Raw genomic sequence first — 17,816 nt, 5'->3', positions numbered from 1 at the left:
TGCCGATGTCGAAGGCTGAGGAGGACGCGAGATTCCGCGTTCGGGCCGACAAGCACAGCCATTTCACCGCCCTGCACGCGGTGGGGGCACTGGACTACGGGTCTTCCCCGCTGCTGAAGGAGCAGGCGGACGCCGCGCTGGGCGCGACGGACCACCCGCGCCTGGTGATCGACCTCACCGAGGTCACCTTCTGCGACTCCACCGGCTACGGCGTGCTCATGTACGCCCTCACCCGCGTCCGCCGGGTCGCGGGCTCGCTCGTCCTCGTCGGCCCCTCCACCGTGATGAGGCAACGGCTGCGCCGTCTGGGGGTGGCCGAGCTGTTCGACACCCGGCGTACGGTCGAAGAGGCGATGGAGGCCTTCCCCGAGCCGACATGAACGGCCGCGTCTCTCCGCGCCGGGGCGATACGCGCCGTATGAGACAGTTATGGTTGCTTGGGCAAAGGGTCGGTCAGAGGGTTGGTCATGTTCGTGGGAGATGAGCCGGAGTCGGTTTTCACCGTCACCTCCGGGCTGCACGGTACGACGCTCGTCGTGCGCGCGAGTGGAGAGCTTGATCACTACCACACGTCCGTGCTGCGCGAGGAGATGGGCAGGGCCTGGGACTCCCTGCCCTCGCCGATGCTGATCCTCGACCTGTCCGCCCTGACCTTCTGCGACTCCTCCGGGATCGGCGAGCTGCTCCAGGTGCGCCACCAGGGCCTGAACCGGGAGGTACGGGTCATCCTCACCGGCGTCCAGGGCAACCTGGCCAGGCGTCTCAACCTCGCCGGCCTGATCCAGGTGTTCGAGGTGCTCCCCTCGGTGGCCGACGCGCTCGAGGTGGCCTGAGGCCCGTACGGCGGCCCTGATCTCCGCACCGCCTCCGCGAACACTGGTCCGCCTGTCCCTCCGCCTCGACCTTCGCCGGCACCAGGGGGGAGGGCGGGATCATATGTCGTCGTTTCTAATGACATATGACATTCTCTCGCGGAACTTTTCGTTCAGCTCGATGTGATTTGGCGTGACGGGGCGGAGAGCCGCGCCTGTCGTGGCCCCTCTCGCCCTCGGTGGCCCTGTGGCGGAGGGCGAGCTTTTTCGTGACGTCTTTCACCTGGTCGTCGAAGTCGCCTGAGCCGTCCGGCGACGTTTTTCCGTCCGCGGTGACCGGATCACCATTGATCCTGGCGGCTTCGAGTGCCGCGACGGTCGAACTCTCCGCGTCGACGAGCCTGATGGCATCGGCGCATCCGGGAAACGGCCGCCCCCCGCACCTTTATCTGGCGAAACGAATTATGGTGACATTACTTGCCGTGTTTGATATTTCGCCCTCATGTGTAATTTGTGCTATTTGATCCCCGTCTCTTGATCTCAGCGGGACGGTCCGGCAGAGTTGGCTGACGCCCGCGTACCGACGCCGGGCGCGGGCCGACCGAGAGGGCGCATGGTCACGGCGAGGTCGCGGATCCGTAGTGTGCTGGTGGCACTCGTGGCCATTGTCGTCCTGGCCGGTTGCTCGACGACCGCGACACCTCCGGCGATCCCGCGGGCGCAGCCGTCATGGTATTCCGTGAATGAACCGGACACAGGTGCCGTGGCCCGAGAGGTCTGCCCGAAGGGCGACGGGCCGGGAGACGTGGACTGCCGGTCGAAGGTCCCGGGATACGACACCTGCGTGAGGCGTCATCCGGCGAAGACCTCTGCCACGTTGTGCAAGCAGGCGTTGATCGTCCGGGTTGGATGCAGATTCGGAGAACGAGGTGCTTTCAACAACGAAAAAGCCTGTGCCGCTTCCTTCGATTCCTACCTGTCGTGCCGGACGGGGACTCCCGTTCGGTCTGACGAGGTGTGCGCCGCGGGCGAGAGGGAGTTCTCACGCTGTCCGCCCACCTTTGATCCGGCCGGCGGATTCGACTGTGTGAAGGCGCGAGACGCCTACTACGAATGTCGCGACGACAGGCGGGGTGACGACACGTTCTGCTCGACGTACATCGAGGTTCTCGGTCTGTGTCACACGCTGAGGGTCGGCTGTTCGGACCTTCTCGACAGGTATCTCGGATGCGCCGACGAGGATCTTTCCCCGAACGAGTGCGCCTTCGGTCTCACCATGAGACTGAACTGCTTGCGAGATCTCGGAGACGGCGTCTTCCGGCAGGCCGCGACGTGTGACTCCGTCTGGCGTGGTTCCATCAGGGACTGTGGCGGCAGGCAGAGCCTTGACACGGACGGTCCCACACCCTGTACGGGTGGCCGGAACTGGAACACGGCGAGTTACTCGATCTGTGAAAAACTCGGAGATCCCGCCGAAACGGTCGGGGTGGCCTACGTGTATTCCACGAGCGTGGGCCGGACGCCCGTCTGCTGGGCACCCGAGGACGGGGCCCGCCCGATGACCGAGGCGGCCGAGCGGGCCTTCGGCGAACGCGGTGTTCGCCTCGTACACCGTCACGGCGAAACCCGCCACGAACCCATGTGATCGCCATGACGTCACCTCCGGCCGTTCCGGGGAGGCGGGGCCGGAGCGCGGTTCATCGCCCCCGGCGTCGCGCGGGCGGAGCGGCACCGGCCGGTGTCCGCCCTGATCTTCGCGGGTTCCCCGGCGGGTGTCAGGCGGTGGCGTGGGTGGCGTGCTCCCGACGCAGCCGGATGCCGCCGACGCGTCCCTCGCGCTCGCGGAGGATGGTGCGCAGCACCCGAAGGCCGTCGCGGACGGCGTGCAGGTTGCTGGCGCCGTGGATGCGGCTGCGCTCGTGGCTGGGGACCTCGCGGATGACGAGACCGGCCTGGGCGGCGCGGATGTTCATCAGCGTCTCGATCTCGAAGCCGTCGCAGTCGAGGTCCAGGGCTTCGAGGTGGCGGGCCCAGAAGGCGTTGTAGCCGTAGCACAGGTCGGTGTAGCGGGTGCCGTACAGCCGGTTGGTCATCTTGGTCAGCATCGTGTTGCCGAGCGAGCGGATCGGGCTGATGTCGTCCGAGCCTCCGCCGGGGGCACAGCGGGACCCCTTGGCGAAGTCGGCGCCTTCGACCAGCGCGGTCACGAAGGCGTGGATCTCCCGGCCGTCGGTGGACCCGTCGGCGTCGATCATGACGATGATGTCACAGGTCGCGGCGGCGAAGCCCTCGGTGAGAGCGTTGCCCTTGCCCTTGCGGGTCTGCGTGACGACGCGCAGTCCCGGACGCAGGGCCTTGGCCACGGCCACCGTGTCGTCGGTGGAGTTGCCGTCGACCAGGATCACCTCGTCGATCCAGGACGGCAGGGTCGCGAAGACGTGGGGCAGGTTCTCCGCTTCGTTCATGGCAGGGACGATCACGCTGACACTGAAAGCGAAAGGGGCGCTGTTCATGGTCACAAGGTCTAACGAACCGCCTGCAGAACACTTGAAAGCCTCTTGCAACCCCGTATGCGACGGAGGATCGTGCCTCTTGACCTCCCCTTGGGGGCAGCGGGAAGGTCTCTTCGCCGACTGTTCCCAAGGGGGAGGCGCGACCCGATGTGGATCGCCGGGGCCGTCAGAAGGGGAGTGTGCGACCCGAGGGGCTGCGCAGATCGAGCGGCACCGGCTCACGGGGCGGACGCGGACGTTGTACGACCAGGATCCTTTTCACGGTGCCGCTCCATTCTGGGCTTGATCACCGGGTGTTACCCATGCCAGGCCCAAGAATCACCTATCTCCGTATCACATGAAGAACACTGGCCACACGTTCCGCGGCCGTCGCGACGTCCTCCGCGTGGCCGATGCGCCCCGCCCAGGACAGCCAGAACCACCACTCGCCGTCCTCCTCGTGGGCGGCGAGCACGTCCTCGGTCCTGGCCGGGGCCATGGGGTTGATCACATGAAGCCGTGGATAAAGTCCTGCGGCCGACCTCAGACGCACCTGGAAGGCGTGCGCCTCCAACTGGGCGGCCAACCGACGCAGGTGGTCGATGCCCTCGCCGCGCTCTGTCATCATCCGGATCACTCCTGGCGGACACTTGTGACTTGCCTCTCTGCAGAGTGCGGTTTTGCGGCACTTGAGGCAATCGGTCCCTCCGCAACCCCCCTCGGGATCAGTGGAATAGACCGGAAAGTCGCTGATGTTCCGTGGGGAAACCGCGAATAAAAGGAACGCCGCGCACAGGTGCGTTTACGCTGAGGTGCGTGTTTGTTAATGTTGTGTAAACAGCGACCGGGAGGGGCGCCGTGGCCCGAGGTGAGCATTCCCCCGCGTGCGCGCGACGGTGGCGGGAGCAGGCGGCGTCCAGGCAGTGGACCCACTGGCAGACCGCGCAGGCCATTCACGGCTGCTGCGGGGTGAGCCTGCTCAAGGCACACCGCCTGGCCAGGGGATGGTCGGCCAGGCAGTCCGTGCAGGAGCTGGAGGAGCTCTGTGAGCGCCAGGACCTGGGCGAGGCGCGGGCCAGCATCGACCTGCTCAACGCCTGGGAGAACAACCGGGCACGACCGCGCCCGCAGACCATCGATCTGCTCGCCCGACTCTACCGCGCGAACGCGGTGAGGCTGGGCCTGGCCGGAGATTACTGCGAGGACGGCGGGGGCACCAAGGTCGTCGTCGTCTCCGGTGGCGAGTCCCGCGCGCCGTACCAGACGGAGGAGCGGGAACGGTCCGAGGACGACATCGAGCGGCGGGCGCTGTTCCACCACGCCCTGCTCGGCTCGGAGTCCGTGATGACCGGCCGGCTGCTGGCCGAGGTCGAGCGGACCCGCCAGGACCTGGACCGTACGCTCGCCGTCGCCACCGTCTCCGAGGAGCAGCTCGACCGGCTCGACGAGCAGGTGCTGCGCTACCGGCGCGAGTACATCAGCAGCGCGCCGGTGCCGATGCTCTACCGGCTCATGCTGGAGCTGTCGGACGTCCGGACGCTCTCGCTGGCCCGCCAGCCCGCGATGGCCCAGCGCCGCCTGCTCAACGCCACCGTCATGCTCGCGCTGCTGTCGGCCGACGCGCTGATGAAGCTCGGCGACACCCGCCAGGCCCACGCCTGGTACGGCACCGCGCGCAACGCCTCCGACGACATGGGCGACGTGCGGCTGCGCGCCCTCGTCCGGGCGCAGCAGGCGATGCTCCCCTACTACTACGGCGACCTGGCCGAGACCGTGCGGCTGGCCCGCGAGGCCAGGATGCTCGCCGGCAGCGCGCCCAGTTCCCCGGCCGCGCTCGGCGCGGCGGCGGAGGCGCGGGCGCTGGCCCGGATGGGCGAGCACAAGGCGGCGAGGGTCGCGCTCGCCGAGGCGGAGCGGATCTTCGCCAAGATGCCCCCCGAGGGCCACGACCACCTGGCCTTCCGGTTCTCCGAGCGGCGGCTGCAGTTCTACCGGATCGGCACCCTGATCGAGCTGGGCGAGGACGTCGACTGGAAGCCGGGGCCCGCCGGGCCCTCGGTGCCGTACGCCATCGACCCGGTCCTCCTCCTGCTCGACCAGGCCGCGCACCTGGTCCGCGACGGCAAGATCGACGACGCCTGCCACCTGGCGGAGAAGGCCCTGCTCCAGGTCCCGCCCGAACACCGCACCTCCATCGTGCTCAACCGCGCGCGGGCGATGCTGTCGGAGGTGCCCCAGACCAGGCACAGGGCGGCGGCGGTGCGGCGCCTGAACGACCTGGTCACCGGCGCGGCACCGGTCAGCTGATGAACGCGCTCGCCGAGGAGGCGTACACCGTCCTGCGGGAGGTCTGCGAGGACCTCGGCATCGACCACAGGGACGCGGAGCTGCTGCGGGTGCGCAGCAACGCCGTCTTCAAGCTGCGCAGCGAGATCGTGGTCAGGATCGCCACCGCTCCCAACGCGCTGACCCGGCTGCCGCTGGTCCTCGCGGTGGCGCGCTGGCTCGCCGAGCAGGGGTTCCCCGCGGTGCGCCCGGCCGACGAGATCTCCGAGCAGCCCGTGGTGCACGAGGGCAGGGTCGTCACCTTCTGGCACTACGTCCCGGCGAGCGGCCGTCCCACCACCACGGAGCTGGGCGAGATCCTGCGCAGCCTGCACCTGCTGCCGGTCCCGCCGGTGGCGTTGCGGCGTTTCGTCGACCCGCTGTGCGAGGTGCGCCGCGCCGTGGACCGATCCGAGGAGCTCACCTCCTGCCAGCGGGCCTGGCTGCGCGACCGCATCGCGGAGCTGACGGAGCGCTGGTCGGACCTCGGCATGGACGACGCGCCGGTGCTGCTGCACGGCGACGCGTGGATCGACAACCTGCTGCGCTGCACGGACGGCCACGTGGTGCTCTGCGACTGGGACGGTGTCGCGGTCGGCCCCCGCGAGTGGGACCTGGTCCACACCTACCACGGCCAGCGGCGTTTCGGCCTGACCGCCGCCGACGTGGACGCCTTCGCCGACGCGTACGGCAGCGACCTGCGTTCCTGGCCGGGATACTCCACCCTCATGGAGGTCAGGGACATCTACGCGGTGGGCATCCACATCCGCAACGCCGCCGCCGACCCGTTCTCCCGGCGCGAGCTTCCCCGCAGGCTGGATTCCCTCACCCGAGGTGAGCAACATGCCCGCTGGTACATGGCCGAACCCGTTACTGTCTCCCAGTAAAAGATCTTAAAACGGGGGCATACATGCCAAAGGTCACACTGCGTAACACCTTCCATGTCCGCAACACCCCGGAGGCGCTCCACGCCCATCTGAGCCAGCCGCAGAGCTACGTGGGGCTCTCGCCGATGGTGGTCGCCGTCAAGGACGTCGAGCAGGGCGACTCCGAGACCCGTTACACCTCGGTGGAGCGGTTCAGGTTCTTCGGTCTCGTCAAGTACGACAACATGATCAAGGTGACGTTGCGGAGCACGCCGCGGACCGTCGAGGGCGAGGTCGACAGCCCCGGCGGGGTGCGCCTCGACTACCGGTTCACCCTCAACGAGAAGAACGGGGGCACCGAGGTCGAGGACATCCTCGTGGTGCACGCCTGGGTCAGGCCGCTGCTGGGCTACGCCGCGAAGAAGGCCCGCGAGGTGCAGCTCGCCCGTGCCGGGGTCCTGGCCGCCCGGCTGGGGTCCGCTCCCTAAGGTTCCCGTCGTGGTCGTGGTCGTGGTCGTGGTCGTGGTCGTCGCGGTGGCGGCGGGACCACGCCTAGGGTGGGGCGCGTGAGGGCGCCCACGGTCACCGGGAAGGTCATGGCCATCCTCGGCGCGTTCCTGCCGGGAGACGTGCGGCTGACGCTCACCGAGATCTGCCGCCGGGCCGAGCTGCCGCCCGCCACCGGTCACCGGCTGGTCGGGGAGCTGGTGGCGGGCGGGTTCATGGAGCGGCTCCCCGACGGCTCCTACCGGGTCGGGATGCTCCTGTGGCAGATCGGCGCCCAGGCCGCGGAGCCGAGGGAGCTGCGCGAGCTCGCCCTGCCGTACATGGAGGACCTCTACGTCGCCACCCGCGAGAACGTGCAGCTCGCGGTGCTCCGCGACGACCGGGCGCTGTACGTCGAGCGGCTGCGCGGGCCCACCTCCGTGCCGGTCGTCTCGCGCGTGGCGGGGGAGCTGCCGCTGCACGCGACCGGCGTCGGCAAGGTCCTGCTCGCCTTCGCGGATCCGGAGACGGTGGAGCGGGTGCTCGCCAGGGAGCTCACCCCGCACGCGCCGAACACTGTGGTGGACCCGGCGCGGCTCCGTACCGAGCTGGAGGAGGTCCGCAGGACCGGGATCGCCCGCACGCAGGAGGAGATGTCGGTGGGCACCTGCTCGGTCGCGGTGCCGGTGCGGGGGGCGGGCGGCCGGGTGGTGGCGGCGCTGTCGCTGGTGACCTGGCGGCACACCGCCGATCCGCGACGGCTGGCCGCGGCGGTGCTGTCCGCCGCCGCCGCTCTCTCCCGCGACCTCGCCGCGGCTCCCCGCTGAACGTCCACGGCCGCTTCCCGCTTCCCGCCTCCCCGGCGTGTTCCGCGGCTCGTTTCGCGTCGCCTGCCTTCGCCGCCTGCCCGGGGTCTCCTGTTTCGTACGGCCTGTTTCCCGCTTCTTCCGCTCTGGACGCGCACGGACGCCTCCCGCCCCCGCCGGGCGGGGCTTTCCGCTGAGCGGAAGGTCGCGCTGTGCGGGGGCGGGCGGTACGGGATGCTCGGTGCATGCGAACTCAGGTCGGGATCGTCGGCGCGGGACCCGCCGGGCTGCTCCTCTCCCATCTGCTCCACCTGCGGGGCATCGACTCGGTGGTCCTGGAGGCGCGGAGCAGGGAGTACGTCGAGCAGCGCGTACGGGCCGGGGTGCTGGAGCAGGGCACCGTGGACCTGCTGAACGAGGCGGGCGTCGGCGACCGGATGCGCGCGGAGGGGCTGCCGCACCACGGCATCGAGCTGCGCTATGGCGGGGCCGGGCATCGCATCGCCTTCGAGAGGCTGGTCCCCGGGCGGGCCATCACCGTCTACGGCCAGCAGGAGGTCGTCAAGGACCTCATCGCCCGGCGGCTGGCCGACGGGGGAAGGATCCTCTTCGACGTCCCCGACGTCGCGCTGCACTCGCTGGAGAAGGACCCCTACCTCACCTTCCAGGGCGAGCGCCTCGACTGCGACGTCATCGCCGGGTGTGACGGCTTCCACGGCGTCTCGCGGCCGTCGATCCCCGAGGGTGTCCTGTCGGTCTTCCAGCGTGACTACCCGTTCGCCTGGCTCGGCATCCTCGCGCGGGTCCCGCCGTCGTCCGAGGAGCTGATCTACTCCCGTGGCGACCGGGGCTTCGCGCTGCACAGCATGCGCTCCCCGGAGATCAGCCGCTTCTACCTCCAGGTCCCCCCCGACGCCTCGCTCGACGACTGGCCGGACGAGCGGATCTGGGCCGAGTTGCGGGCCCGCCTGGAGACGGTTCCGGGGTTCGCGCTGGCCGAGGGGCCGATCATCTCCAGGGACCTGTCGGCGATGCGCTCGTTCGTCGCCGAGCCCATGCGTCACGGCAACCTCTACCTCGCCGGGGACGCCGCCCACATCGTGCCGCCCACCGGTGCCAAGGGGCTCAACCTGGCCGTCGCGGACGTCCGGCTGCTGACCGCCGCCCTGGCGGAGTTCTACGCGACGGGCTCGACGGGGCTGCTGGACACGTACTCCGCCAGCTGCCTCAAGCGCGTCTGGCGGGCCCAGCACTTCTCCTGGTGGATGACGACGCTGCTGCACACCTTGGACGACGACGACCCCTACGGGCGGCGCCTGCAGACCTCGCACCTCGACTACGTCACCTCCTCCGAGGCCGCGGCGACCACGCTCGCGGAGAACTACGTCGGCCTGCCCTTCGACTTCGGGGACCACCCGTGACTCCCGCCGGCCCGCTCTCGCGCTGACCCGCTCTCGCGTCGCCCCGTTCGCCGGTCGGCCCGTTTTTTGTCGTTTCGTTCTTTCTGTCGCCTTGTCCTTTTCGCCAGCCTGTCCTTTTCGTCGGCCCGTTCTTTTGTCGGCTTGTACCCATGTCGGCTCACTCCCCGCCCGCCGCGTCGCCGTGCCGTGAGTGTCCCCGACGGGCCGTCCCTCAGGGTCCTGCCCCCGAGGGCAGGACCCTGAGGGGGATCGCCCTACCATCGCGGGTGTTTGTGCAGCTCAGAGGTGTATAGCGGGAAATTTCCCCGGAGGGTGAACACCACCTCGTCCCGGAGGACATCCGGGACCGTTCAGGGGTGGCCTGGGGCTGTCTCCGATACTCCGTGATCTTGGTCGTCGCCATCGTTGAGGTATGGAAAGCCAGGCGTTCACGCGGCACACGATGATCCTCGGCGGCTACGCGGCGATCGGCGCGGGGGCCGTCGCGATGCTCGGGCTGCACGTGGTCACCGGCCTCGACCCGGTGCACACCGTGATCAGCGAGTACGCGTTCGAGGCGAACGGCTGGCTGCTGCCCCTGTCGCTCACGCTCTTCTCCGTCGCGGCGACGATCATCGGGGCGATGCTGGCCCGTCGCGGGGAGGACCGCGCGGTGGCCCTGCTGGTCGGGACCTGGGGCCTGTGCATGCTGCTGATCGGAGCCTTCCCGACCGACGAGCCCGGCGTGCCGCTGTCGATGTCCGGTGGCATCCACAGGTACGCGGCGTTCGTGGCCTTCCTCACGATGCCGGTCGCCGGGCTGCTCCTGGCCAGGCGGTACGCGACCAGCCCGTACGCCCGCCCGGTCCGGCTGCTCAGCCTGGCCGCCCTGGGCGTGCTGGTCCTGGTGGTCCTCCCGTACGTGGTGCGGATGTTCGGCGTGGACCTGACCAACGACGACATCCCCGCCGGGGTGGTCCAGCGGCTGGTGGTGGGGTTCGAGGTGGCGGTGCTGGCCATGCTGGGACTGGTGGCCGGTGCCAGGCAGGGCGGCCGCGTCCGTCGCCCCCTCCCGGCAGCCGTCCGCGCCTGACCGCCTCCCCTGACCGTTCCCGCGTGACCGCTCCCGTGCGGTCCGCTCGGCCTGGCCGTTCCCGCTCGCCCGTCCCCGGGCGGTCCGCTCCGCGTGGCAGGTTGACGGTCCCGGCGCCCCGGCCTACCTTCGCAGGAAGCGACCGCTCGGTACGTCATCGCCGTCAGGTCGGACCACCCCCGGAGGACGCGCATGCCGGTCGTGAACACCGTCAGAGGTCCCGTCGACGTCGCCGACCTGGGCCAGACCCTCATGCACGAGCACGTCTTCGTCCTCTCGCCCGAGCACGTCGACAACTACGGCAGGGGCGCGTGGTGGGACGAGGAGTACCGGGTGGCCGACGCCGTCACCAAGCTCAGGGCGGTGGCGGCCATGGGCGTGAGGACCATCGTCGACCCGACCGTGTGGGGGCTGGGCCGCTACATCCCGCGCGTGCGGCGGGTGGCCGAGCAGGTGCCGGAGCTGAACGTCATCGTCGCCTCCGGCATCTACTCCTTCGACGAGGTCCCGCATCAGTACGAGCACCGGGGGCCCGGTCTGATGATGGACGTGCCCGAGCCGATGGTCGAGGACTTCTCCCGCGACATCGTCGAGGGCATCGCCGACACCGGGGTCAAAGCCGCGTTCCTCAAGTGCGCGATCGAGAGCAAGGGGCTCACCCCCGGCGTCGAGCGGATCTGCCGGGCGGTCGCCCAGACCCACCTGCGGATCGGCGTGCCGATCACGGTGCACACCAACCCCTCCACCGGGAGCGGGCTGGTCGTCCTGGACCTGTTCGTGAAGGAGGGGGTCGATCCGGCCAAGGTCGTGCTCGGGCACTCGGGCGACTCCAACGACCTCGACCACCTGATGCGGCTGGCCGACACCGGCGCGACGCTCGGTATGGACCGCTTCGGGCTGGACGCGTACAACTCCACGGCGTCGCGGGTCGCCACCGTCGTCGCGCTCTGCGAACGCGGCTACGCCGACCGGATGGTGCTCAGCCACGACAGCGCGTGCTTCATGGACTACTTTGGCGCGGCCTGGGACGACGGCATACCGCTCGCCGCGCCCAACTGGCGCTTCGGCCACATCCACGACGACGTGCTTCCGGCTCTGCGGGAGGCCGGGGTGAGCGACGCGCAGGTGGACCAGATGCTGATCGACAATCCTCGCCGCTACTTTTCCTGACTTTTCGTTATTTGTCGTACGGCTGCCCTACGCTCCCGGAAAGTCGACGAACCGAGAAGGTGGAGCATGGCCGCGCGGAGCACTTACCTGGAACTGTCCGAGGACGGCGGGAGCTCGCACAAGTTCTACGAGGTCGTGGTCGACGGGACCGAGGTGACGATCCGATACGGCCGCATCGGCGAGACGGGCCAGGCCAAGGCCTCGGCGTTCGCGAGCGAGGCGAAGGCCGAGGCGGCCGCCGCGAAGAAGATCAACGAGAAGGTCCGCAGGGGGTACGCCCCCGCCGTCCAGGGGGTGCGTCAGCGCCGCGCGGTCACCCGGCGCAGCGTGGAGAGCACCCGCTCCACCGCGACCCAGGCGCCGGTGCTGTGGCGCTTCGCCAGCGGCGCGGCGGCGTTCGGCATCTTCGTCGACTCCGAGCGCTGCTGGGTCGGCAACCAGCGCGGCGACGTCTACACCGTCACCCACGGCGGCACCGTCACCGGCCGCTTCAAGCTGCCCGACGGGGTGAAGTGCATCGTCGGCGACGACTTCTGGATCTACGCGGGCGCCGACGACGGCAAGGTCTACGACCTCGGAGGCAAGGTCCCCAGGGTCGCGTACGAGATCGCCGAGGACGTCGACATCTACTGGCTGGACATCCACGACGGCGTGCTGGGCGTCTCCGACCGGGCCGGGCGGATCACCACCATCGACCACGAGGACGAGTTCCAGTGGGCGCGCAAGGGCCGGGGCGACTCGGCCTGGATGGTCCGCTGCGACGACGAGGCCGTCTACCACGGCCACTCCACCGGGGTGGCCCGCTACGACGCCGCCGACGGCACGCCGGTCTGGGAGACGCCTCTCACCGGCGCGGTGCTGTTCGGCTGGCAGGAGGCCGACTCCGTCTACGCCGGAACCTCGCGTTCCACGGTGCACCGCCTGCGCAAGTCGGACGGCGCCTCCCAGGCGGTCTACCGCTGCGACGCCACGGTCTTCTCCTGCGCCACCGCCCCCGGCGGCCGGTACGTCTTCGCCGGTGACAACCACTCGTCGATCTACTGCTTCGACCAGAGCGGCGAGCGCCTGTGGAAGCTGGCCACCGGCTGCGGCTCCGCCTTCTCGATGCAGTATCTCGACGACCGCCTCTACATCGTGACCACCGACGGCACCCTGGCCTGCATCGACGCCACCGAGACGGCGATCAGGGCGGCCCAGGAGGGCACCGTCCCCGACGTCGTGGACGTCAAGGCGTCCGCCGGGCTGGCGGTGGTGGAGCCCACCACCGCGCTGGAGACCGTGGCGTTCGACGCCGTCCCCGACACCGGTGACGGCGTGGTGGTGGAGTGCTTCCGCGAGGGCGAGCGGCTCCGGGTGCGGGTGGTCAGCGAGGGCTACGACGTGCGGCGCAACGTGCAGTTCCCCAAGGGCGTGCGCGAGGCCGGGGCCCGCTATCTCGTCGAGGGGGTCCGCTTCTCCGAGCGGGGCGGCTTCTACCGCGCGTACGGCGACATCAGGCGCCTGCTCTGATCTCCCCGGCCCCGGCCCCGGCCCCGGCCCTGTGCCCTCGACCCCGCGCCCCCGGTCCCACGTCCCCCCGGCCCCCGTTTCCCGGCCCCGTGCCGGGCGGCCGTCGACGGCGAAGCCGGCGGCCGGGGGAGCTTCGGTAAAGCTGACGAGATTTTGTCAGATACTGTCGCTTCCTGACCTCTCTTCCGCGCGGATGTCCTAGCGTCCGATACATGGTGCGCGAATTCCGCGGTGCGGCCCCGGTGGGGGCGGGGGAGAACTCCGCAGGTGAAGGCTCGGCGCGCGAGGGATTCGCCCGCCGGGGTCCGGCGCGTGGCGAGGGGGGCGTGGTCGCCGTCGTCGTGGAACTGAACGTTTTCCCGCTCAAAAGCGCGGGCGGCACCCCCCTGGCCGACGCCGAGCTGACCCCGACCGGGCTGCGGCACGACCGGGAGTTCATGCTGGTCCGTCCGGACCTGCGGCACCTGTCGCAACGGGAGCTGCCCCGGCTGGCGACGCTGCGGCCCGCGTACGACGGCGTGAAACTCGTCGTGGGCGCGCCCGGGGCGGTGACACCCCTGGTCCACGAGCCGGTGGACGGGCCGGTGCTGGACGTGACCGTGCACGGGAAACCCTGCCAGGGCGTGGACCAGGGAGAGGAGGCCGCCGCGTGGTTCTCCGGCCTCCTCGGAGCGCCCTGCCGCCTGGTCCGCTTCACCGGCACCCGGCCCACCTCGCGGGGCGGGGGCACGCTGACGTACGCCGACGGCCACCCCATCTCCGTGCTGTCGCGCGAGTCCCTCGACGACCTGAACCGGCGGGTGGACGACCAACTGCCGATGGACCGGTTCCGGCCCAACATCGTGCTGGAGGGCCTCGGCCCCTACGGTGAGGACGCGCTGTCCACCCTGCGCGTCGGCGCCGCCGAGATCGAGCTCACCAAGCCCTGCGGGCGCTGCGTCATCGTCAACGTCGACCAGGACACGGCGCGCAAGAACGGCGAGCCACTGCGGGTGCTGGCCGGCTACCGCACCAGGGTCTTCGACGGCGATCGCGGCATCATGTTCGGCCGGCTCGGCATCCCGCGCGCCCTCGGCACGATCGCGGTCGGTGACACGGTCACCGCGTCGTGAGCGGCGGCGAACGGCGGCGAGCGGCGGCGAACGGTGAAGGCCCGTCGCGGACCGGAACCGAGGGTGTGGGTTCCGGCCCGCGACGGGCCTGGTCAGGTGGAGGCGGGCCGGGTCAGGCCGGGGCGGTCCACTTCTGGTTGGCGGTGCCGGTGCACTCCCAGATCTGCAGGCGGGTGCCGTTGGCGCTGGACTGGCCGGTGGCGTCCAGGCACTTGTTGGCGGCCGGGTTCACGAGATCGCGGGTCGCGGAGTTGTAGGTCCACCGCTGGGCGGTGGTGCCGTTGCAGTCGTACAGCTGGATCTGCGCTCCGTTGGCGGTGGAGGCGGCGGTGACGTCCAGGCACTTGCCGAGGGCGCGCACGGTGCCGTCGGTGCCCAGGGTCCACTGCTGTGCGGCGGTGCCGTTGCAGTCGTACAGCTGGATGGGGGTGCCGTTGGCGGTGTTGGCGGCGGCGACGTCGACGCACTTGCCGCCGATGCCGGTGATCTGTCCCGTACGGCCACCGCCGCTGGGCGGCGCGTAGACGCGGACGTAGTCGACGGTGAGCTGCTGGGGGAAGGTGGTGGAGGCGTCGGGCGAGCCGGGCCAGTTACCGCCGACGGCGAGGTTGAGGATCATGAAGAACGGGTGGTCGTAGACCCAGGGGTTGCCCCGCGTGTCGGCGGGGGTCTTCCTGGAGTACTGGACGCCGTCGACGTACCAGGTCACCGCGCCGGGTTCCCAGTCGACGGTGAAGGTGTGGAAGGCGTCGGCGAAGGCCTGGCCCGCCGGGAGGTTGTAGCTGCCGCTCAGCGGGCTGCCCCCCGAGTAGCCGGGGCCGTGGAGGCTGCCGAGCACCTGCCCGGGGACGCTGCCGACGTTCTCCATGATGTCGATCTCGCCGTTGGCGGGCCACTGGGCCCCTCCGGTGCCCAGCATCCAGAACGCGGGCCACATGCCCTTGCCCCGGGGGAGCTTCATCCGCGCCTCGAAGCGGCCGTAGGCGCGGGTGAAGGTCGCGGCGGTGGTCAGCTTGCCCGAGGTGTACTCGCACGAGCCGTACCAGCAGCCGAGTCCCGAGGGGTTGCCCTTGCGCGCGGTGATGACCAGGTTGCCCGCGCCGTCGTGGGCGATGTTCTCGTTGCCGGCCGTGTAGTACTGCCGCTCGTTGTTCCCCCAGCCGCCGCCGCCGACGTCCCGGCGCCACTTGGTGGTGTCGGGTCCGGCGCCGGAGGCGGCGTTGAACTCGTCCGACCACACGAGGGGGCCGGGCGCGGGGGCCGCCAGGGCGGCGGTGTTCTGTGCGGAGGTGCCCTGGACGGTGGCGGTCTGGGCGCCCGCCTGGGTGGGGACGAGCGCGGCGGAGCCGAGGGCGAGGAGTGTCGCGGCGAGGAGGCCGCCGATCCGCGTGAGCCGTGTCCTCGCGGGGCGAGGGCCGGGAAGGGGCGCCGGGCTGGTGGAGATCATCGGCTGTTCCTTTCGATCCGGTGTCCGCTGGAAGGGGGCACGTCTAGAAGCCGGCCGTGATGCGGGTGAACTCCCAGTTGGGCTGGGAGATGCCGCTGCACTCGGAGCCCGAGTTGCCGCCGGGGCAGGGACGGTCGCGGTTGACCGCCCAGTAGGCCAGGCGGGTCAGGCCCTTGGACTTGGCCCAGTCGCGGATCTGGGTCCAGGCCGCCACCGTGGTCAGCTCGCCCTGGTCGGACAGGCCGTTCATGCCGGAGATGCCCATCCGGGCGTACGCCTGCGCGTCGGTCCAGCCGTTGGCGGCCTTGAGCGCGTTCTTCAGGCCCTCGGAGGAGCTGACGGTGGCGTTGTAGATGTTCGAGGCGCCGAAGTTGAACGGCATGATCGTGTAATTGTCGATCGGCACGTTGAGAGCCCTGGCCTGGTTGATCAGGCGGACACCGGTCGAGCTCGGGCCGTTGATCCCGGTACCGAAGGTGACGGCGATCTTGACGTTCGGGTTGTTCTGCTTGACGATCTTCAGGCCGTTCAGGATGCGGTCCTGGACGGTGAAGTTCTCGAACTCGTCGGTGTTCTCGATGTCGAAGTCGACGACCGCGGGGCCGACGGCGTTGATGACCTGCTGCACCGCGCCGGCGTAGGCGGCCGGGGTGGAGCAGTTCGGGCCGAGCTTGTTACCCGACCAGCCGCCGAAGGAGACCTGCACGCTGCCGCCCGCGGCCTTGATCTGGTTGATCGCGGCCTGGTCGGTGCCGCCGGTCAGCGGCCTGGAGCCGTCCCAGCGCGGGGTGCAGCCGCCGCCGGACAGGATGAACGCCATGGTGAAGGACTTCACGCCGGTGGTGCTCATGATCGTCGCCGGGCTCGGCGGGTTGCCCCAGCCCATGTAGAGGTACGGGGCCCCGGCCATCTTGCCGGCGGGCGGGGGGTCCGTGGGCGGGTTGCCGCCGTCGCTCGGGGCGTTCCACTTCTGGTTGGCGGTGCCGGTGCAGGTCCAGATCTGCAGGCGGGTGCCGTTGGCGCTGGACTGGCCGGTGGCGTCCAGGCACTTGTTGGCGGCCGGGTTCACCAGGTCGTTCGCGGCGCTGTAGGTCCACTGCTGCGCGGCGGTGCCGTTGCAGTCGTACAGCTGGATCTGCGCTCCGTTGGCGGTGGAGGCGGCGGTGACGTCCAGGCACTTGCCGAGGGCGCGCACGGTGCCGTCGCCGTTGCGGGTCCACTGCTGCGCCGAGCTGCCGTTGCAGTCGTACAGCTGGATGGGGGTGCCGTTGGCGCTGTTGGCCGCGGCGACGTCGACGCACTTGCCGCCGATGCCGGTGATCTGCCCGGTGGCGGCGGCGGCCGGCGACGCGGTCGTCACGCCGGCGAGGGCGAGGACGACGACGGTGAACATCCCGCCGAGGGTGGTGGGGAGCGACATGCGACGGCGCCGGCGAGGCGACTGTCCGGTGTCCATGCGCGGACTTCCTTCCGTCTTGGGGAGGCGACGCACGGGTGCCGCCACGCCCAGGGGGACGCGGCGCGCGTGACGTCACGACCCGGAGCAGGGGGTGACATGCGGGTGGTGCCGGACGCGGCGGACGTGTTTCACGCGAGCGGCCGCACGGTGGCCCGGGGGGTGGGCCCGCCTCGCGGCGGCACGCGCTGCTCGGCGCGTCCTGGGCCCTGCCGCGACGGATACGGCAGGGAGAACGGGGGTTTCACGGGCGGAGGGCGGCCAGCGCGTCCCGCGCTCGTGACGGGGTGTGGTCGGGGCGGTGGGGCGAGCGCGATCATCACGCCCTCCGCCGGCCGGTGTCAGGGGAGGCGAGTCATGGGGGGTCCCTTCACGGCGAGGTCTCGCTTGCCCGGGACCCTAGGCCAGCCTTCATTCTCAAGTCAATACAAGCAGTAAAAAAAGCGGCACGCCTCTGGGTTCCGGTTCGCGGAAAATGCTGTGGATCGGTGGGAAAAAGGAAAGTTTACTAACGGTAGAAGCCCTGACGGGAACGTTCCATGAGGGGGTGCTGTCAGGATCTCGTGTCAGAAAATCCCGGGGCGGTGGAGGGGGAGCCACGTGCGGCGCGGCGCGGCGCTGTACTGTGTCCGGCCCGGCGCGGTGCGTGCCGCGCCCGGTCGCGGCACCGTACGCTCCGTTGCCGTGTGTGTGAGTGTGTGCGCGGCATCGCACGCTTCGTGCCGGGTACGCGAGCGTGGTGCCGTACAGCTCCGTAACGCGTGCGTGTGTGTGCGTGTGCGCGAGTGTGCGTGGTGCCGTACGCTCCGCGCCGCGCGGGCCCGCGGCCGGTGGAGGGATGC

At 70.2% G+C, this 17,816-nt stretch carries 16 protein-coding genes; 12 read left to right on the top strand and 4 right to left on the bottom strand.

Translation table 11 applies throughout. The annotated features are described in order from the left end of the window. The first annotated feature begins 5 nt into the window (after nucleotides 1–5). The 3 genes from ACFFRH_RS09820 to ACFFRH_RS09810 all read left to right on the top strand — a co-directional run bounded on the left by ACFFRH_RS09820 (nucleotide 6) and on the right by ACFFRH_RS09810 (nucleotide 2,457). Nucleotides 6–380, top strand: a complete 375-nt coding sequence (locus ACFFRH_RS09820; protein ID WP_386155784.1) for an STAS domain-containing protein — start codon at nucleotides 6–8, stop codon at nucleotides 378–380. A gap of 87 nt (nucleotides 381–467) precedes the next feature. Then, nucleotides 468–833 (top strand): STAS domain-containing protein, encoded by a 366-nt coding sequence (locus ACFFRH_RS09815; RefSeq protein ID WP_386155782.1) that lies wholly within the window; start codon nucleotides 468–470, stop codon nucleotides 831–833. A 637-nt stretch (nucleotides 834–1,470) separates the two neighbouring features. Further along, nucleotides 1,471–2,457, top strand: a complete 987-nt coding sequence (locus ACFFRH_RS09810) for a hypothetical protein (protein WP_386155780.1) — start codon at nucleotides 1,471–1,473, stop codon at nucleotides 2,455–2,457. A gap of 130 nt (nucleotides 2,458–2,587) precedes the next feature. Here ACFFRH_RS09810 and ACFFRH_RS09805 read toward each other — a convergent pair whose 3' ends face one another. Then, complete coding sequence (locus tag ACFFRH_RS09805; protein ID WP_386155778.1) at nucleotides 2,588–3,325, bottom strand: glycosyltransferase family 2 protein; 738 nt, start codon at nucleotides 3,323–3,325, stop codon at nucleotides 2,588–2,590. A 322-nt stretch (nucleotides 3,326–3,647) separates the two neighbouring features. Next, nucleotides 3,648–3,932, bottom strand: coding sequence for a hypothetical protein (locus ACFFRH_RS09800; RefSeq protein ID WP_350968244.1), 285 nt, complete (start codon nucleotides 3,930–3,932; stop codon nucleotides 3,648–3,650). Between the two features lie 230 nt (nucleotides 3,933–4,162). On the opposite strand from ACFFRH_RS09800, the gene ACFFRH_RS09795 reads away from it, so the two are divergent. The 9 genes from ACFFRH_RS09795 (at nucleotide 4,163) to ACFFRH_RS09755 (ending at nucleotide 14,071) form a co-directional block, all read left to right on the top strand. Beyond that, a complete protein-coding gene (locus ACFFRH_RS09795; RefSeq protein ID WP_386155776.1) occupies nucleotides 4,163–5,611 on the top strand; it encodes a helix-turn-helix domain-containing protein in 1,449 nt (482 codons plus the stop codon). Further along, the gene (locus tag ACFFRH_RS09790) at nucleotides 5,611–6,516 is read left to right on the top strand and encodes a phosphotransferase enzyme family protein (protein WP_386155774.1); all 906 of its coding nucleotides are present in this window, start codon (nucleotides 5,611–5,613) and stop codon (nucleotides 6,514–6,516) included. Before ACFFRH_RS09795 ends, ACFFRH_RS09790 begins: the two co-directional genes overlap by 1 nt. 23 nt (nucleotides 6,517–6,539) lie before the next feature. Beyond that, nucleotides 6,540–6,983 (top strand): SRPBCC family protein, encoded by a 444-nt coding sequence (locus tag ACFFRH_RS09785; protein ID WP_386155772.1) that lies wholly within the window; start codon nucleotides 6,540–6,542, stop codon nucleotides 6,981–6,983. 78 nt (nucleotides 6,984–7,061) lie between these two features. Then, nucleotides 7,062–7,808 (top strand): IclR family transcriptional regulator, encoded by a 747-nt coding sequence (locus ACFFRH_RS09780; protein WP_386155770.1) that lies wholly within the window; start codon nucleotides 7,062–7,064, stop codon nucleotides 7,806–7,808. Between the two features lie 224 nt (nucleotides 7,809–8,032). Beyond that, entirely contained in the window at nucleotides 8,033–9,208 is a 1,176-nt protein-coding gene (locus tag ACFFRH_RS09775) for a 4-hydroxybenzoate 3-monooxygenase (RefSeq protein ID WP_386155768.1), read from the top strand. A gap of 412 nt (nucleotides 9,209–9,620) precedes the next feature. Then, entirely contained in the window at nucleotides 9,621–10,280 is a 660-nt protein-coding gene (locus ACFFRH_RS09770) for a DUF998 domain-containing protein (protein ID WP_386155766.1), read from the top strand. A gap of 192 nt (nucleotides 10,281–10,472) precedes the next feature. Next, the gene (locus tag ACFFRH_RS09765) at nucleotides 10,473–11,450 is read left to right on the top strand and encodes a phosphotriesterase family protein (protein ID WP_386155764.1); all 978 of its coding nucleotides are present in this window, start codon (nucleotides 10,473–10,475) and stop codon (nucleotides 11,448–11,450) included. Nucleotides 11,451–11,516: 66 nt separating this feature from the next. Continuing rightward, on the top strand, nucleotides 11,517–12,959 hold the full coding sequence (locus ACFFRH_RS09760) for a WGR domain-containing protein (protein WP_386155762.1): 1,443 nt from the start codon (nucleotides 11,517–11,519) through the stop codon (nucleotides 12,957–12,959). A gap of 212 nt (nucleotides 12,960–13,171) precedes the next feature. Further along, complete coding sequence (locus ACFFRH_RS09755; protein WP_386155760.1) at nucleotides 13,172–14,071, top strand: MOSC domain-containing protein; 900 nt, start codon at nucleotides 13,172–13,174, stop codon at nucleotides 14,069–14,071. 112 nt (nucleotides 14,072–14,183) lie between these two features. On the opposite strand, the gene ACFFRH_RS09750 is transcribed toward ACFFRH_RS09755, so the two are convergent. Continuing rightward, a complete protein-coding gene (locus ACFFRH_RS09750) occupies nucleotides 14,184–15,518 on the bottom strand; it encodes a ricin-type beta-trefoil lectin domain protein (RefSeq protein WP_386155758.1) in 1,335 nt (444 codons plus the stop codon). A 43-nt stretch (nucleotides 15,519–15,561) separates the two neighbouring features. Continuing rightward, the gene (locus ACFFRH_RS09745; RefSeq protein WP_386155756.1) at nucleotides 15,562–16,974 is read right to left on the bottom strand and encodes a ricin-type beta-trefoil lectin domain protein; all 1,413 of its coding nucleotides are present in this window, start codon (nucleotides 16,972–16,974) and stop codon (nucleotides 15,562–15,564) included. Between the last annotated feature and the right edge of the window lie 842 nt (nucleotides 16,975–17,816).

The organism is Streptosporangium vulgare, from assembly GCF_042428775.1.
Classification (GTDB): Bacteria; Actinomycetota; Actinomycetes; order Streptosporangiales; family Streptosporangiaceae; genus Streptosporangium; species Streptosporangium vulgare.
This window is presented reverse-complemented; position numbering and strand designations above follow the sequence as displayed.

What these genes read in the sequence shown, in the direction of transcription:
- ACFFRH_RS09800 (WP_350968244.1), bottom strand. Translation starts at nt 3,932, where the DNA reads ATGATGACAGAGCGCGGCGAGGGCATCGACCACCTGCGTCGGTTGGCC.
- ACFFRH_RS09765 (WP_386155764.1), top strand. Translation starts at nt 10,473, where the DNA reads ATGCCGGTCGTGAACACCGTCAGAGGTCCCGTCGACGTCGCCGACCTG.
- ACFFRH_RS09820 (WP_386155784.1), top strand. Translation starts at nt 6, where the DNA reads ATGTCGAAGGCTGAGGAGGACGCGAGATTCCGCGTTCGGGCCGACAAG.
- ACFFRH_RS09745 (WP_386155756.1), bottom strand. Translation starts at nt 16,974, where the DNA reads ATGGACACCGGACAGTCGCCTCGCCGGCGCCGTCGCATGTCGCTCCCC.
- ACFFRH_RS09760 (WP_386155762.1), top strand. Translation starts at nt 11,517, where the DNA reads ATGGCCGCGCGGAGCACTTACCTGGAACTGTCCGAGGACGGCGGGAGC.
- ACFFRH_RS09750 (WP_386155758.1), bottom strand. Translation starts at nt 15,518, where the DNA reads ATGATCTCCACCAGCCCGGCGCCCCTTCCCGGCCCTCGCCCCGCGAGG.
- ACFFRH_RS09785 (WP_386155772.1), top strand. Translation starts at nt 6,540, where the DNA reads ATGCCAAAGGTCACACTGCGTAACACCTTCCATGTCCGCAACACCCCG.
- ACFFRH_RS09805 (WP_386155778.1), bottom strand. Translation starts at nt 3,325, where the DNA reads ATGAACAGCGCCCCTTTCGCTTTCAGTGTCAGCGTGATCGTCCCTGCC.
- ACFFRH_RS09775 (WP_386155768.1), top strand. Translation starts at nt 8,033, where the DNA reads ATGCGAACTCAGGTCGGGATCGTCGGCGCGGGACCCGCCGGGCTGCTC.
- ACFFRH_RS09790 (WP_386155774.1), top strand. Translation starts at nt 5,611, where the DNA reads ATGAACGCGCTCGCCGAGGAGGCGTACACCGTCCTGCGGGAGGTCTGC.
- ACFFRH_RS09815 (WP_386155782.1), top strand. Translation starts at nt 468, where the DNA reads ATGTTCGTGGGAGATGAGCCGGAGTCGGTTTTCACCGTCACCTCCGGG.
- ACFFRH_RS09770 (WP_386155766.1), top strand. Translation starts at nt 9,621, where the DNA reads ATGGAAAGCCAGGCGTTCACGCGGCACACGATGATCCTCGGCGGCTAC.
- ACFFRH_RS09755 (WP_386155760.1), top strand. Translation starts at nt 13,172, where the DNA reads ATGGTGCGCGAATTCCGCGGTGCGGCCCCGGTGGGGGCGGGGGAGAAC.